Raw genomic sequence first — 15,664 nt, 5'->3', positions numbered from 1 at the left:
ATCCTTGATTGTATCAATATCCCAAACACCCTGGAACTTTAAGTTATGTATAGTCATAATAGACTTAATGCCCTGATAGAATTCTCCATTGGCAAAACTGTCTTTCAAATAAACAGGAATTAAACCTGTATGATAATCATGGCAATGTATAATATCCGGTCTAAAATCTATTACTGGAAGAGCCGATAATACTGCTCTTGAAAAGAAAGCAAACTTCTCTAAATCATATCTTGGATCACTGTATGGTCTCTCTCCTGAAAAATAATATTCATTATCAATGAAGTAGAATTTAACTCCTTCATATTCCATTTCCATAATTCCAACGTACTGTCTTCTCCAGCATAAGTCCATATAAAAATGATCAACATAAGTCATTTTTTCTTTCCATTTCTGGTCAATACACATATAATTTGGAATCATAACTCTAACATCATATTTTTCTTTGTCAAAACATTTTGGTAAAGAACCTACAACGTCTGCCAATCCCCCTGTTTTAATAAAAGGTACACATTCTGATGCTGCAAATAATATCTTCTTCATATCTTCCTCCTCCAGATTAATTCTTTTGTATTATATGATTAATTATCTACATTTGTATTCAAGTCTAATCTTATCAGCTATTAATGCTATAAATTCAGAGTTTGTAGGCTTACCTTTTTCTGCATTTATAGTATATCCAAACAACTCATCAATAGTATCCATTCTTCCACGATTCCATGCCACTTCAATAGCATGTCTTATGGCTCTTTCTACTCTGCTGGATGTTGTCTGGAATTTTTTTGCAATTGAAGGATACAATATTTTCGTAATGGAATTAAGCATTTCATTGTCATTTACTGACATAATAATTGCTTCCCTTAAATACTGATATCCCTTAATGTGTGCAGGCACTCCAACATCATGAATAATTGATGTAACATCATTTTCAATGTTACGCTCCATAAAATGTTTTCTATCTTCTCCTGCACCAATAATTTTTTTAGTTTCAGGTATTCTCTTGTTGTATGATTTTACACCTTTTACCCTATCTGCTATCATGTTTGTTTCAAATGGTTTTAGTAAATAATACCCTGCTCCATAACCAAATGCATCCTGAATAACATTCTCATTACTAATTGCTGAAGTTATAATGAAAAAAGGCATCTTAATCATTGCACCATCTTCATTAACCTTATTCATTAGCGATAAACCATCCATCTTTGGCATAATTAAATCTAAAATAACAACATCAGGTGTTGACTTTCTTATTAATTCATAAGCCTCCTGACCATTTTTAGCCTTACCAATAATCTGAATTGCTGTATCTTTTGATAATGCTGAATCTATGTTTTCGATTACTTTTTCATTGTCATCAACAATAATAACAGATATTTTTTCTGAGTTTCCGGTATATGTTTTATTTATATTGCGATTATTTAAGTTCGTGTTCATCATTCCTCCTAATTTTGTCAAAACACAGCACTGTTTAAATTCTTTTGACAAAGAAGATTATAGTTTGTTAGATGAAGATATTCAACTTAAAGAATTCGCATAAAAATCCTTTTTTCGACAATTAAGTTTACATATATTTTTTCACAGTGTTAAAAAATGTAAAAAAGCTTATAAAAACCATATATAAATGTCGATTTTTTTAAAATAATGTCAATATTTTCTTAGTTAATGTACACTACCATTTCTTCCTTTTCAGCAAGTTCAATTCTATAGCCGTCTCTAAGTTCGTAATATACTTTCGGACGCAACTGTGTACCATTAACCTTAGTTCCGTTAGTTGAATCATAATCTGCAATACGGTATTTTCCATCCTTACATGAAATAACCACGTGAATCTTGGATATGTAAGTTTCCGGCACAACAATATTTGCATTTTCTCTCCCAATTGTAAACGGAATTCTATTAATCTGATATTTCTTATTGTTATAAATAATCATTGCCTGAACTTCATTTTCCACAGACTTTGCAGCAGCCTTCTTTGGAGTTTTGTAATGCTTTGTTGCAGCCAGGTTTTCTTTTGATGTCTGATGTTTCTTTCTAAGTTCTAAATTATATTCTGTAAACGGATTAAGAACCATACCGTTTAAATCTTCACATTCATTCATAAAATTGTATGCGTATGTTGCAGAAACCTTTACAAAAGAAAAATTTTCCATATAATCATCAGGTATCTGTGCATAAGATGTGAATACCGGAAGCAATCTGCTTCTTCCACCATCTTTCACAATGTCAGGTTTCATTGAAACACCTTCTATAGTTTCATATGACAAAGAAGCATCTTCAAAATCACTCTTCATCGCCATAATGATATCTGCTTTTTGTAATAAATCTACAATATCTTTTTTCTTAACCTTCTTTTCAGGTTTTTTGTTATATTTTTTTATCATTTCTTCTATTTTATATACAATTTCTGTATTATTTCTTGCCATTTTAGGTCTCCTTAAATTTGTTTATTTATACATTATACTACATTTTTCGACTTATTTATATATGAAATATTCATTTTTTCTTTTGAAATATTTTTATAAATTATATTAATTTGCAAGAAACATATTTTCTGCAAATATACCGTATCCTTTTGTAGAGTCGTTGACTAATACATGTGTTACTGCTCCTATTATTTTTCCGTCCTGTTCAATGGGACAACCACTCATGCCCTGAACAATTCCATTTGTCTTTTTTAATAAATTCTTATCGGTAATCTTAACAATCATATTTTTTTCTTTATTTGTTCTATTTACTTTTAAGATTTCTATGTTGTACCAGGTGGCTTTATTGTCCCAAATAAGTTGAATCTTTGCTTTTCCTGTATGCACATTATTTCCTAATGCCATTTCCATTTTCTTTAATTTGTATTTTTTTACAAGATTATATTGTATCTCGCCATTAATACCACAATTATTATTAGACTTTATGGTTCCTAAATAATTTTCATTATTGTATATAATGCTTCCCAAAAGACCACCCGGCTCTCCGTTTTGTCCCTTTTTAATTCCCCAAATATTTGCATTATAAATAGAACCATTTTTTGAGGACAAAAGCTTACCTGTATCAATGTCACTTATTCCATGACCTAGGGCAAAATATTTATTCTCGTAAATAAAAGACATTGTTCCAATTCCCTGAGAATCATCTCTAACCCAGATGCCAAACATATAATTGCCATTTTTTGCTTTAACAGGCTTTAGTTTCACTAACTTAATTCCACTATTTGATTTTATAGTAAAAACAACCGGTTTATTCTTATTTTCCTTAATCAAATAAACTAATTGTGCCTTATTACTTATTATATGTTTATTAAATTTTATAATATAATCTCCTGATTCAATTTTATCCTTGGCAGGATTTATTTTTTCTCCTTTAACATTTTCAAAACATCCACTACCAATTACCATCACACCCTGAGTTTTTAAATAAAGCCCTATGGGAAGGCCAACAGGATAAACATAAGTTTTATCAATAACATTTACTTTTGTGTTTTTTACAGGAAGAATCCCGAAAAGCTTATATTTTCCCCTATAAGAGCCTACTTTTCCCGTAATAATATTATTCTTGCCAGTAAGAGTTATTTTATCCTTTCCGGTAGTTTTATTAATATTTAAAGAAACAGGAATCCCAAATTCATAATTAGCATTATCATTTGAATTAACAAAAATAGTATTTGGAAGATTTTTCTGTACATTCCAAATTACTGAAACAACTATTATTAAAACAGCAATACATATGGATGCAATAATTGTATTTCTATATATTTTTCTCATAACATAACCTCCAAATTACTAATTTCTTTTAAACGAATGTGCATCCCTAGGGGAACGTTTATTTATGTAGCAAGAAATTACAGAGAATTTTCTTACGTCATAAATAAACAAAAGGAAGACTTTCGCCTTCCTTTTTAATATCTCTAATTTTTCAATTTTAAATCAAGTAACTTTTTGTTCGTTCTGCCATTTCTTTCATTTCTTTTGCATGAGAAATTGCCGCCTCACTAACAGTACCATCACCATTAATTCTAACAAGTTCTTCTATTGACTCATCACCTGATAATTTCTTAATGTTGGTAATTGTACTATTATTTTCCAACTTCTTTTCAATAAGATAATGATTGTCTGCCATAGCAGCTATTTGTGATAAATGAGAAATACATATTACCTGATGATGCCTACTGATGTTTGCCATTTTTTCTGCTACCATAGTGGCTGTTTTACCACTAATACCTGTATCGATTTCATCAAAAATCAAAGTATCTATCTCATCTTCTGAGGCAAGAATTGATTTTATGGCAAGCATAATACGTGAAAGTTCACCACCTGATGCTACCTTATTTAACGGCCTTACAGGCTCTCCCGGATTTGTAGAAATCATAAAATTAACATTATCAAATCCATTATCCGTAATTGTATTACTTCTTTCAATACTTATTTCAAAATTAACAGCCATGAAATTCAAATCTATTAAAGATTTAGTTACCTGTTCCTGTAAAACTAAAGCTGCTTTTTTTCTTTCCTCAGATATGTCCAATGATATTTTTTCCATATCCAAATATATGGAATCAATTTCGCTTTTAATATTATTTATTTCCTCTTCATAATTAATTAATTCATCTAAATAATTTTGTTTTTCATTTTGATATTCAAGGATTTTTTCAATTGAATTACCGTATTTTATTTTTAAATGATTAATTGTATTTAATCTGTTTTCAATTTCGTTAATATAATTAGAATCAAACTCAAGACTTTCTGTATAATCTACAATGTCAGAATCTAAATCCTTACACATGGAGTCAATGTCATAAAGGCACTCTTTAAACTGTGTAATCTTTTCATCATCAGACTTAACAGAATTAATAAGCGAAATAGCTCTGTTAATTTGCGAACCAACACCATTTTCATTTTCATAACTTATAAGCTGATATATGGACGAAAGTTCCACCGCCACATCCTTTGCGCCTGCCATTTTTTTATAAGTTGTTTCCAAGTCAACATCTTCATTTTCTTTTAAATCAGCCTGTTCTATTTCATCTACTTCAAATTTGGCAAATTCTATTTCTCGGGCTCTTTGTGCCTCATCCATAGAATATTCATCTAATTTTTGTTTTAATTTTTTATAATTATTATTTAATTCTTTTAAATCAGCTAACTTATCTTCAATTTTGTCCTTTGCAAATTTATCTAAAATTTCAAGATGTTTTGCAGGATATAATAATGATTGATGATCATGTTGACCATGTATATCGATTAACATTTCCATAATGGTTTTAAGAGTTTTAACATTAACTGTTTCACCATTAATTTTTGAAACACTTCTGGATTCCGTTATTTTTCTTGAAACAGTAATAATATTGTCATCATCAACAAAAATATCCATATTTCTGATAAAATCGGCTTGTTCTTTTTTCGTTAAAAAAGTCAGCTCTACTAATGCAAAGTCTTCACCGTTTCTAATAATGTCCTTTGAAACCTTATTCCCCAGTGCAATATTAACGGAACCTAAAAGTAATGATTTACCGGCACCGGTTTCTCCTGTAAGCACAATAAGTCCATTAGAAAAATCTACGTCAACCTCTTTAATTAATGCCAGATTTTTTACGTGTAAATTTATTAACATATTTCCTCCTTTATGTGCTTCTCTCCATTTGTCCCACTAAGCAATTATTTCCGTAATAATTCCTTTAACCTTTTTTGCATTTTCCTTACTTGTTATTGCAAGAAAAATTGTGTCATCACCTGCAATACAGCCTACAATCTCATTAATTTCAATTGCATCTATTGCTGCTCCAACTGCCATTGCCATGCCTGCAATTGTCTTAATGACCAAAATGTTCTCTGCGCACTGCATAGAAACAATTCCATCATTTAAAACTCTCATGTATTTACTGTCATGTGTAATTGCCGTATTAACGGGCACAGCATATTTTTGACCACCGTTTGCAGATGATGTTTTTATTAAATTAAGTTCTCTTATGTCTCTTGATACTGTTGCCTGAGTTACCTTAAAACCACTTTCAATTAATTTTTTTGCCAGTTCCTCCTGTGTATCAATATCATATTCTCCAATTAAATCTATAATTTTTCTTTGTCTTTTTGATTTCATAATTACCCATACCTTAATTTAGTTTATCTTTTACTGCCTGTAAGAAGCTGCCTTCATCTAACTTAGCAATCTTTGTTGTTTTTTCAGACTCACTTATACTAATTATATCTCCTGATATAATTTTGAAAATGCCATCTCCATCAAAGGAAATCCTACGATTTTCTTCGTTTGCAATACGACTTTTACCAATTTTAACCTCTATATTATCGTGTCTTGACAAAATAAGACTTCTGTTTGCAAGTGTGTGTGGACATATAGGTGTTAGTATAATCATATTTGAATCAGGTCTTGCAACAGGACCACCTGCCGATAAATTATACGCAGTAGAGCCTGTTGGCGTTGATAAAATTATGCCATCTGCATGATAGTTACCTAATATTTCTTTATTAACGTACACCTGATAGTCAGTAATGGCTAAATCTCCACCTCTATGTATTACAATATCATTTAATACTGTTGATGAGTAAACCTGCTTGCCATCTCTTATAATTCTACCATCAAGCATCATTCGTGACTCAATATTAAAATCATCATTTATTAACTTGTCTAAAGATTCTTTTACATTGTCCGGTGAAATTTCAGCCAAAAAACCAAGGGTTCCTTTATTTACACCAACAAAAACAACATCTAAGTCTATAAAATCCTTTGTGGCATGAAGTAAAGTTCCATCTCCACCAATGCTGATTACACATTGTGTATCACCTGGTATATCCTTACTTTTAAGAACTTTGTACTCCCCTGTGCTATAATCCACATTATCGATTAGCACGCACTGGCAACCACTTTTTGTAATATAATCTAATATTTTATAAGAAATTTCCAGTTTATTATCTTTTAAACTATTTGTTATAACGCAAAACTTTTTCATGTAATCCTCTATTTATCCAATTCCTGATGTGATTTTTCCACGACCTCTTCAGGTATTATATCTGATAATTTTTCGCCTTGTTCTTTATTTGTATTCTGTAAATATAATAAATATTCGATATTTCCTTCAGGGCCTTTCACAGGTGAAAAATCCAAATTAATAATATCAAATCCAATACTCATGGCAAATGTTATAACACTTTCTATAACATCTTTATGAACCTTCTTATCTCTTACAACGCCTTTCTTTCCCACGTTTTCTCTTCCTGCCTCAAATTGTGGTTTAATAAGACAAACAATCTGACCATTTTCTGTAAGAAGATTTTTTACAGGTAATAAAACTTTTGTAAGTGATATAAATGAAACATCAATTGAGGCAAAATCTATAACCTCATCAATATCTTCAGGTGTTACATAACGGATATTTGTTCTATCCATGCATATAACTCTTTCGTCCTGAACCAGTTTCCAGGCAAGCTGTCCATGACCTACATCAACTGAGTAAACTTTTACAGCTCCGTTTTGTAACATACAGTCTGTGAAACCGCCTGTTGAAGCACCTACGTCCATACAGATTTTTCCATCTAACTGTACTCCAAAACAATCCATTGCCTTTTCTAACTTTAAGCCCCCACGACTTACATATTTAAGAGTTTTACCTCTTACTTCAATATTAACATCATCCTTAAAAAAAGTTCCGGCCTTGTCCTCTCTTTGATTATCCACAAAAACAATGCCACTCATAATTATTGTTTTTGCTTTTTCTCTTGAAGGTGCCAAACCTCTTTTTACAAGTAAAACATCTAATCTTTCTTTCATTATACTAACTCTTTAACCTTCTCATATATTTTTTTGCTACTAATGCCGATTTTTTCTCTTAATTCATCAACCAAGCCCTGCTCAACAAAACAATCCTCAATTGCCATGATTTTTACATTACAATCTAAACAGTTTTCCTGAACGTATGTGGATACTGCCTCGCCATAACCACCTTTTTTTATAGCTTCTTCCACTACAATAATCTGTTTATGTCTTTTTGCAACATGTTCAATCATATCTTTGTCTAATGGTTTTACGAATCTTGCATTTACAATTGTTGGATTAATGTTTTCTTTCATAAGCAAATTATAGGTTTTTTCTACTTCTTCAAACATATTTCCAACTGCGATTATGGCAATATTATAACCATAATTTACAATTTCACTTTTTCCAAGTTCAACCGGACTAGTCGTTTTTTTCTCTGCCACATAAGCTGTACCTCTAGGAAAACGTATGGCAATAGGACCATTATATTCCATTGCAAATTTCACAGATTCAATTAATTCCTTTGTATCTTTTGGAGCAATTATTGTTAAATTAGGAATTGCTGACATAAAAGATACATCAAATATTCCCTGATGTGTTTCACCATCCTGACCTACCAGACCTGCCCTGTCAACAATCATTACAACAGGTAAGTTTTGAAGACACACATCATGTAGTATCTGATCATAAGCTCTCTGATAAAAAGATGAATAAATTGAAACAACAGGTTTATAGCCACTGGCTGCAAGTCCTGCCGCAAAAGTTACTGCATGTTCCTCAGCTATACCTACATCAAAAAATCTGTCAGGATATTCTTTTTGAAATCTTGAAAGACCTGTGCCATCAGGCATTGCTGCTGTAATAGCTAATATTTTTTTATTTTTCTTAGCCAATTTAACTAATGTTCTTGAAAAAACTTCTGTGTAAGACATTGTTCCTGCAGCTGAAGACTTTACTTCCTCTCCTGTTTCAACATCAAACTTTCCTATGCCATGAAATTTTGACGGATTATTTTGCGCAGGTAAATATCCTTTTCCCTTTGTTGTTTTTACATGTATAACAATTGGATGGTCTATTTTTAAGGCATTTTTAAAAATACTAATCATTCCATTAATATCATGTCCATTAACGGGTCCAATATATGTGATTCCTAAATCGTCAAACAAACCACCTGGTATAATAAAGTTCTTAATATTATCTTTCGTTTTCTTTACTTTTTTAACTATTTTTTTACCGATTTTTGGAATTTTGCTTAAAGATGTTTCAACATCTTCCTTCAGGTAATTGTAGTGTTCTCCAACTCTTAACTTATTTAAATAGTTTGACATACTGCCAACATTTTGAGAAATAGACATATTGTTGTCATTTAAAATAATTACAAAATTCTTTCCTAAACTTGCAACATTATTAAGAGCTTCCAAAGCCATGCCACCGGTAAGTGCTCCATCACCAATAACCGCCACAACCTTATTATTGTTATTATTAAGCTTATTTGCCATAGCCATACCAAGCGCCGCAGATATTGATGTTGAGCTGTGCCCTGTGTCAAAAGAATCAGTATCGCTTTCGTGTCGTTTTGGAAAACCACTTATACCATCAAGCTGTCTTAATGTATCAAACTGTTCCTTACGACCTGTTAAAATTTTATGTGTGTATGACTGATGACCTACATCCCATACAATTTTATCCTGTGGGAAATTTAAAACTGCATGCAGAGCTATAGTCATATCTACAGCACCTAAATTTGACGCAAGATGACCACCTGTTTTGCTGACTTTTTCTATTAAAAAACTTCTTATTTCTTCAGCCAAAATAGGATATAAATCCTTATCTATTTTTTTTATATCATTTTCTTTATTTATATTATCTAATATTTGTCCCATATTTCTTACGCTTTAGTTTTATTTTTTCCTATTAATTAATTTAATTATTAATTGTTTTAGGAAATCATTATTGCCGTTAATATTATCTAAAATTTCAATTGCTTCTTTTGAATATTTTTCAACATCCTTTTTTGATTGTTCTATGCCACAAAGAGAAACGTATGTTGTTTTGTTGTTCTTTTCGTCACTGTGAACAGGTTTGCCTAAAACATCTGTTGTACTTGTAATATCCAAAATATCATCCTGTATCTGAAAGGCTATACCAACGTTTTTTGCTATTTTTTCTACATTTAGAATCTCAACTTCATTTGCCCCTGCAAGAATTGCACCTGCCATCATGGAAGCTTCTATTAAAGCTGCCGTTTTCAAATTGTGGATATACATAATTGTATCCATATCCATCTTTTTATTTTCATTTATTACATCAACAGTCTGACCGCCAACCATGCCATAGACGCCTGCTTTCTTTGCAATTACACCCATTGCCTCTGCAGCTTTCATAGGCTTATCACTTTTTATTACAGCCTGAGACATAATCTCATAGGCCATATTAAGAAGACCATCTCCTGCTAATATACCCAAATCCTCGCCATACTGCGCATGTGTAGTTTTTTTGCCACGACGATATTCATCATTATCCATTGCAGGTAAATCATCATGTACCAAAGAATAAGTATGAATCATTTCTATCGCTGCCATAAAAGGATAAACATTTGTAACATCGTCTTTAAACAATTTTGCCGTTTCCATTATAAGCATTGGACGAAGTCTTTTTCCACCTGCTTTAAGACTGTAATTCATTGCCTCAATAATTATTTTCTGTTTGCCTTCTTCTTTTGGAAAATAATTATATATAATATCTTCTACTTCTTTTGTTTTTAACTTTAAGTTTGTATTGAAATCGTTCATAATAACTCCTAAATGTCTGTTAAACGTTCTGCTGTGCTTCTTCATTTATTATTTTAATTTGTTTTTCAATAGTCTCTATCTGCTGATTGCAGTCTTTTATTATTTTCAAGCCCTGATTATATAATTTAAAAGACTCATCTAATGTAACATCTTCTTTTTGCATTGCTTCAATAATTTTTTCAACTTCATTAAAGTTCTGTTCTATATTTTTTTTATTTTCCATTATAAACTCCTTCAGTTATATCATAGGTTTTTGCTTTTATTTGTCCATCCTTAACAGTCAACATAACATCATCACCTACATTAACCTGTTTTACAGAATTAATTGCTTCGCCCTTATCATTAGCAAAATAAGCAAAGCCTTTTGAAATTTTATTTAAAGGAGATAAACCGTTAAGTTTCTCCGCATATATTGCAAGCATATGCTTTCTGTTAGTGAATAAACTATTAAAAGCATCATTAAGTTTTGTATATAATTCATCTGAATACTGTTTTTTGGTATTTAACTGATTAATTGGATTATATAGATTAAGTTTGGTCTGTATATATTTCAAATTGTTACGTGTGTTTGAAATTTTATTAACCATCTGAGATAGTAACAACTGTTTGTAACGTGTGATATTAAGTAAATATTCATTGTAATCAAATACAGCTATCTCAGCCGCAGCACTTGGAGTTGGTGCCCTTAAGTCTGCCACATAATCAGCAATTGTTGTATCAGTTTCGTGACCTACCGCCGAAATAATAGGTGTATTACAATCGAAAATAGCTTTTGCCACTATTTCCTCATTAAAAGCCCACAAATCTTCAATGGAGCCACCACCACGGCCCACAATAATTACATCTAGAGACAATGAATCTAAATATCTGATACCGTTTACAATATCTATTGCAGCCTCTGCCCCCTGTACAAGACTTGAATATAAATATAACTGCACATAAGGATTTCTTCGCTTTGTAATATTAATAATATCCTGTATTGCAGCACCTGTTTTTGCTGTGCAAATTCCAATTTTTAAAGAATACTTAGGTATGGGTTTCTTATACATGTTATCAAAAAGTCCCATTTCACTAAGTTCGTTTTTTAACTGTTCAAAACGCTGATATAGTAGGCCTGCACCTTCTAAGGTTATACTTTTTGCATATAACTGATATTTTCCATCTCTTTCAAAGACGTTAACGCTGCCTAAAACAATTACCTTCTGTCCTTCTTCTAATGTGAATTTCAAATTGTTTCTGTTACCCTTAAACATTATGGCTGAAATTACACCTGTCTTATCTTTCAATGTAAAATATATATGACCTGAAGAATGATAAGTTACATTGCTTATTTCTCCCTTAATGCAAATATTAGCCAGCATAAAATCCTGACTAAACATTTGCTTTATATATGTGTTTACCTGACCAACTGTGTATATAGACGGCATATATTATCTCCTAAAATAATTTTGCAAGAACCCCATTAACAAATGATGGTGAATCATCTGTTCCGTACTTTTTGGCAAGTTCAACAGCCTGGTCTACGGCAACAGGCTTTGGTATATCATCATCAATATTCATTTCATAGTAAGCTAATCTAAGAATATTTAGGTCAGCTTTTGCCATTCTGTCTGTTTTCCATGATACAGCTACCTTGTCAATTTCTTTATCAATATCATCAATTCTTGAAACTATATCTGTAACACGATTAATTATATATTCTTTATCTTTTTCCTTTATTTCTTTAATTTCGCCTAACTGTTCTAAATTCTCCATGTATAATCTATATTGTTTTTGTAAATCTTCATCCTCATGGAACTCTGTACAATATAACAATTTAAAAACATATTCTCTGATTTCGGCTCTCTTCATATTTCCTCCACATATCTGATTATTAATTATGTTATTACGTTCAAAAAGGGTGTCCTAACAGACACCCTACGTTAATCTAAATTATTTTGATAAAACACTTGAAATGTTTACATTAACATTCTCAACCTTCAAGCCTGTCATATTTTCAACTGTAGTTTTAACTCTGTCCTGTACTTTCTTAGATACTTCAATAATCTTTTCGTTCATTCTGATAATAATTGAAACATCTACCATAACGCTACCTTCAGCTACATCAACTCTAACGCCCTTTGAAAGTTTCTTCATGCCAAGTTTTGCAACAATCTCTGATGTGATATTACCAGCCATACCAACAACACCATCAACTTCTAAAGCTGCCATTGCTGAAATAACAGCAAGTACATCATCACTAATATGAACATCACCTAATTCTGATTTTTCGTTTATTCTATATGTGTTTCTTACATCTTCCATTTCAAACCTCCTACCTTAAGGATAACCTTATAAACTAACGATAGTATATCATTAATAATATAAATTTACAACCATTTAGGCAAAACAGAAACAGCCATCTGACAGGTACCACATTACCTTCAAATGGCTGTTTTTGTTTTTATAAATTTATTGAAGTTTCACTATCATTTCCATTATTGACTCAATATTTAAAAAATTTTCTTCAATCTTTTCTTCTGAAGGAATTTCGATGTCAAAATTGTTTTCCAGCTCCTCAATAAATTCAATCATTTCCATAGATTCTAAATATTCTACAAGGTTTAAATTATTGTTTTCCACACTAATTCCCGGACTAATCATCTCCAAAATTTCAATAATTTCATCTCTCATTATTCATGCCTCATTCTATAAAATATTTTTTGTTTTGAAAATATACTTTCACGTATATAATTACCATACTATGAAATATAATTCAATTCTTTTTTATGATATATGAAAACAAGAAAAAAATATGCAACTTTTTTGATTTTTTTAAACATTTTCCATATTAACGTTTTAATTTCCTATTCAACGTTTTTAAGTGCGTTGTCCATTGGTATCTTCTTAATTTTTTTAAACTGGAAAAATGCAACTATACCATAGCAGACAATTCCTATGATAAACATTTCAACATAAGTTTTTTGTTCCAAATATAAAGTTAGCCAACCATTATAATCTTTCATCATTTCAAAATAAATCTGATCAATAATTTCTGTTGATAAAATAAGGCTTATAATTATTGACAAGCCAACCATCCAGGTTGTTGCTGTTATATAAAGTTTACCGACTTCCCTATTATTGTAGCCTAAAATTTTAACCATTGAGATTGAATTTTTATTCTTCTCAATTATTAATTTTGTTAAAAGATAAATAAGTAAAACAAACAGACAAATTGCAAAAACATTTATAAGATAAAACATATTCCCCATTGAAACGTTTAGCTGTCTGGAGGTTTTGGTCATATCTTTTTCTGTTATTATACTTGCAACATCTTCGTCGTCAATGGACAATTTTTCATTTGAAAAATAGCCTGAAAAATAATTCTTGTCCTTATCAATTAATGAATTTAGTTTATCTCTTGTCATAAATACTGAAAGACTACCCGGATAATTAATTACTCCGGCTACCTTTATTTTGTATTTTTTACCACTGTATTTATCTTTTAATGTAAAAGTATCACCTTTATTTATTTTGTATTTTTCTGATAAGCCATCGGAAATATACATTCCATTTTCTACGTTCTTTTTAAAATATTTACTGTCTTCTTCAATACCATACAGGCTTATATCCTCACTAAGAGAACGTCTGTTAATCTGTAAAGATGTTAAACTGTATTTTTCAGCATCTTTATTTTTTACCTGGACAGAATTCTTTAACACATATTGATTTTTTGCAATCATATTGTCTACAATTTCATTTTGATAATGTGTTAATAAAGGATGCATCATCATACCAAATAACAGCATAATATTGGCAAACAAAATACCAACAAATAAAGTTATGTAATTACCTTTGTTTTGTAAAATTATTCTCAAACGGAATCTTGTAATAAATTTAAAGTTTGGTAATTTTAATGCTCTCCTGTTCTTCTTTCTTGTTAAATCCTTTCTGATAAACTTAAGTGGACTTATGGAAAGTTTAGACATTAATGTAATAAAATTAATTACAAGCATAATTATCAAAGGAACAACCGTAGTTAAAATAAACGCTTCTGCATTCCAAATTGTCTTATATTTTGTAAGGCTGTAACTTCCATAATACATTCCTGCCGCAACATTTTTAAATATTGTATAGCCCAAAACATTTCCAATAATTGCAGCTATAAGCGAAATTATGATTGGAAGTGCCATATAATGTACTACCAACTGTTTCTTTGAATAGCCCATGGCTCTAAGTGTACCTATGGCCGTTGCTTCATTTACAATTGTATGATTAATTGTAACAGCGAATACAAATGCTAAAATTATAATTAAAATATATAAAAGCACAATCATCATAGAATGATCACTACCTATATCATCGCCTGTAAAATTAATAGCCGAATTAGTATATCTTGGTACATATTCATTAATTTCATTTCCGCCTGCATAGACTACTTTTGATATTTCCTTAACTAACTTGTCCGATTTCTTCTTTTCGTTTTTTTCATTTGCAGGTTCATTATTGTATTTCCATGCATAATCATAAAATGTATTTTTGTCAATGGCATCAAACTGATCGTCTGTAACAATTGCCACGCCGAACAACACAGCATCAAACATAAGATCTGTATTATTTGAAAATAGTGCACTGTAATCTGACAACGCCACTAAACCTGTAACTTTGTATTTTTCTTTTGAAAAACCAACCGTATCGCCTATTTTGATTTTATTGTTATCCGCAAACATTCTATCAAGAGCTATTTCGTTATTTTTCTTAGGAAGTTCACCATCCATTATGCAGATTTTATTTACATCTTTTCTGTTTTTAAACAAACGTAAAGTTGCATTTTCACTTCCTGATAGTTTTTTGTCACTTTGTAACTCTTTATAAAAATTTTTATATATTTTTATATTATTTTTTTCTATTTCTTTTTTATCACTATGTGACAAATCATTTTTTAAAACAAAATGACCATTTTCAATATTGTATTTTTCAAAACTGTCATCATAAGTTTTCTTCATGCTTGAACCGGCAACAAGGAAACCTGATATGAAACCGATTGTTAATGTCATAAAAAGAAATATTGCTATATATTTTCCAAGTTCACTTTTTAACTCTCTTGGTAATCTTTTCAGTAAAGGACTTCTCATACC

General features: G+C 30.6%; 16 protein-coding genes. All 16 read right to left on the bottom strand.

Annotation, left to right across the window (positions count from 1 at the left end):
- Positions 1–540 (bottom strand): glycogen synthase (locus tag ACZM4J_RS06890; RefSeq protein WP_489485903.1); only part of this gene is annotated, 540 nt, incomplete at its 3' end.
- A 42-nt stretch (positions 541–582) separates the two neighbouring features.
- Positions 583–1,431 carry a sporulation transcription factor Spo0A gene (spo0A, locus tag ACZM4J_RS06885; protein ID WP_290987280.1) on the bottom strand — a complete coding sequence of 283 codons (849 nt, stop codon included), beginning with the start codon at positions 1,429–1,431 and terminating at the stop codon, positions 583–585.
- A 221-nt stretch (positions 1,432–1,652) separates the two neighbouring features.
- Positions 1,653–2,420 (bottom strand): FHA domain-containing protein, encoded by a 768-nt coding sequence (locus ACZM4J_RS06880; protein WP_302689502.1) that lies wholly within the window; start codon positions 2,418–2,420, stop codon positions 1,653–1,655.
- Positions 2,421–2,525: 105 nt separating this feature from the next.
- Positions 2,526–3,752, bottom strand: a complete 1,227-nt coding sequence (gene spoIVB / locus ACZM4J_RS06875; protein ID WP_412622596.1) for a SpoIVB peptidase — start codon at positions 3,750–3,752, stop codon at positions 2,526–2,528.
- Between the two features lie 157 nt (positions 3,753–3,909).
- On the bottom strand, positions 3,910–5,598 hold the full coding sequence (recN, locus tag ACZM4J_RS06870) for a DNA repair protein RecN (protein WP_428244687.1): 1,689 nt from the start codon (positions 5,596–5,598) through the stop codon (positions 3,910–3,912).
- A 36-nt stretch (positions 5,599–5,634) separates the two neighbouring features.
- Positions 5,635–6,084, bottom strand: coding sequence for an arginine repressor (argR, locus tag ACZM4J_RS06865; protein ID WP_022165597.1), 450 nt, complete (start codon positions 6,082–6,084; stop codon positions 5,635–5,637).
- Positions 6,085–6,097: 13 nt separating this feature from the next.
- A complete protein-coding gene (locus tag ACZM4J_RS06860; protein WP_428244688.1) occupies positions 6,098–6,952 on the bottom strand; it encodes an NAD(+)/NADH kinase in 855 nt (284 codons plus the stop codon).
- An 8-nt stretch (positions 6,953–6,960) separates the two neighbouring features.
- Positions 6,961–7,770, bottom strand: coding sequence for a TlyA family RNA methyltransferase (locus tag ACZM4J_RS06855; protein ID WP_428244689.1), 810 nt, complete (start codon positions 7,768–7,770; stop codon positions 6,961–6,963).
- Positions 7,770–9,638 carry a 1-deoxy-D-xylulose-5-phosphate synthase gene (dxs, locus tag ACZM4J_RS06850; RefSeq protein ID WP_022165599.1) on the bottom strand — a complete coding sequence of 623 codons (1,869 nt, stop codon included), beginning with the start codon at positions 9,636–9,638 and terminating at the stop codon, positions 7,770–7,772. Before dxs ends, ACZM4J_RS06855 begins: the two co-directional genes overlap by 1 nt.
- Positions 9,639–9,656: 18 nt before the next feature.
- Positions 9,657–10,547 (bottom strand): polyprenyl synthetase family protein, encoded by an 891-nt coding sequence (locus ACZM4J_RS06845; protein WP_428244690.1) that lies wholly within the window; start codon positions 10,545–10,547, stop codon positions 9,657–9,659.
- Between the two features lie 19 nt (positions 10,548–10,566).
- On the bottom strand, positions 10,567–10,770 hold the full coding sequence (xseB, locus tag ACZM4J_RS06840; RefSeq protein ID WP_117999510.1) for an exodeoxyribonuclease VII small subunit: 204 nt from the start codon (positions 10,768–10,770) through the stop codon (positions 10,567–10,569).
- Positions 10,760–11,974, bottom strand: coding sequence for an exodeoxyribonuclease VII large subunit (gene xseA / locus ACZM4J_RS06835; protein WP_428244691.1), 1,215 nt, complete (start codon positions 11,972–11,974; stop codon positions 10,760–10,762). The genes xseB and xseA overlap by 11 nt, the downstream gene beginning before the upstream one ends.
- 10 nt (positions 11,975–11,984) lie before the next feature.
- Positions 11,985–12,398: a transcription antitermination factor NusB gene (gene nusB / locus ACZM4J_RS06830; RefSeq protein WP_412622608.1), complete on the bottom strand. Its 414-nt coding sequence runs from the start codon at positions 12,396–12,398 to the stop codon at positions 11,985–11,987.
- A gap of 81 nt (positions 12,399–12,479) precedes the next feature.
- Positions 12,480–12,851, bottom strand: a complete 372-nt coding sequence (locus ACZM4J_RS06825; RefSeq protein WP_022165603.1) for an Asp23/Gls24 family envelope stress response protein — start codon at positions 12,849–12,851, stop codon at positions 12,480–12,482.
- Positions 12,852–12,998: 147 nt separating this feature from the next.
- Complete coding sequence (locus ACZM4J_RS06820; RefSeq protein ID WP_489485900.1) at positions 12,999–13,220, bottom strand: hypothetical protein; 222 nt, start codon at positions 13,218–13,220, stop codon at positions 12,999–13,001.
- A 173-nt stretch (positions 13,221–13,393) separates the two neighbouring features.
- Positions 13,394–15,661 carry an FtsX-like permease family protein gene (locus ACZM4J_RS06815; RefSeq protein ID WP_489485899.1) on the bottom strand — a complete coding sequence of 756 codons (2,268 nt, stop codon included), beginning with the start codon at positions 15,659–15,661 and terminating at the stop codon, positions 13,394–13,396.
- Positions 15,662–15,664: the final 3 nt, after the last annotated feature.

Source organism: Eubacterium sp. (assembly GCF_057858645.1).
This window is presented reverse-complemented; position numbering and strand designations above follow the sequence as displayed.

Bases quoted from the DNA above. Each gene is read 5' to 3' on its own strand.
- spo0A (WP_290987280.1), bottom strand. From the start codon at position 1,431: ATGAACACGAACTTAAATAATCGCAATATAAATAAAACATATACCGGA.
- ACZM4J_RS06880 (WP_302689502.1), bottom strand. From the start codon at position 2,420: ATGGCAAGAAATAATACAGAAATTGTATATAAAATAGAAGAAATGATA.
- spoIVB (WP_412622596.1), bottom strand. From the start codon at position 3,752: ATGAGAAAAATATATAGAAATACAATTATTGCATCCATATGTATTGCT.
- recN (WP_428244687.1), bottom strand. From the start codon at position 5,598: ATGTTAATAAATTTACACGTAAAAAATCTGGCATTAATTAAAGAGGTT.
- argR (WP_022165597.1), bottom strand. From the start codon at position 6,084: ATGAAATCAAAAAGACAAAGAAAAATTATAGATTTAATTGGAGAATAT.
- ACZM4J_RS06860 (WP_428244688.1), bottom strand. From the start codon at position 6,952: ATGAAAAAGTTTTGCGTTATAACAAATAGTTTAAAAGATAATAAACTG.
- ACZM4J_RS06855 (WP_428244689.1), bottom strand. From the start codon at position 7,770: ATGAAAGAAAGATTAGATGTTTTACTTGTAAAAAGAGGTTTGGCACCT.
- dxs (WP_022165599.1), bottom strand. From the start codon at position 9,638: ATGGGACAAATATTAGATAATATAAATAAAGAAAATGATATAAAAAAA.
- ACZM4J_RS06845 (WP_428244690.1), bottom strand. From the start codon at position 10,547: ATGAACGATTTCAATACAAACTTAAAGTTAAAAACAAAAGAAGTAGAA.
- xseB (WP_117999510.1), bottom strand. From the start codon at position 10,770: ATGGAAAATAAAAAAAATATAGAACAGAACTTTAATGAAGTTGAAAAA.
- xseA (WP_428244691.1), bottom strand. From the start codon at position 11,974: ATGCCGTCTATATACACAGTTGGTCAGGTAAACACATATATAAAGCAA.
- nusB (WP_412622608.1), bottom strand. From the start codon at position 12,398: ATGAAGAGAGCCGAAATCAGAGAATATGTTTTTAAATTGTTATATTGT.
- ACZM4J_RS06825 (WP_022165603.1), bottom strand. From the start codon at position 12,851: ATGGAAGATGTAAGAAACACATATAGAATAAACGAAAAATCAGAATTA.
- ACZM4J_RS06820 (WP_489485900.1), bottom strand. From the start codon at position 13,220: ATGAGAGATGAAATTATTGAAATTTTGGAGATGATTAGTCCGGGAATT.
- ACZM4J_RS06815 (WP_489485899.1), bottom strand. From the start codon at position 15,661: ATGAGAAGTCCTTTACTGAAAAGATTACCAAGAGAGTTAAAAAGTGAA.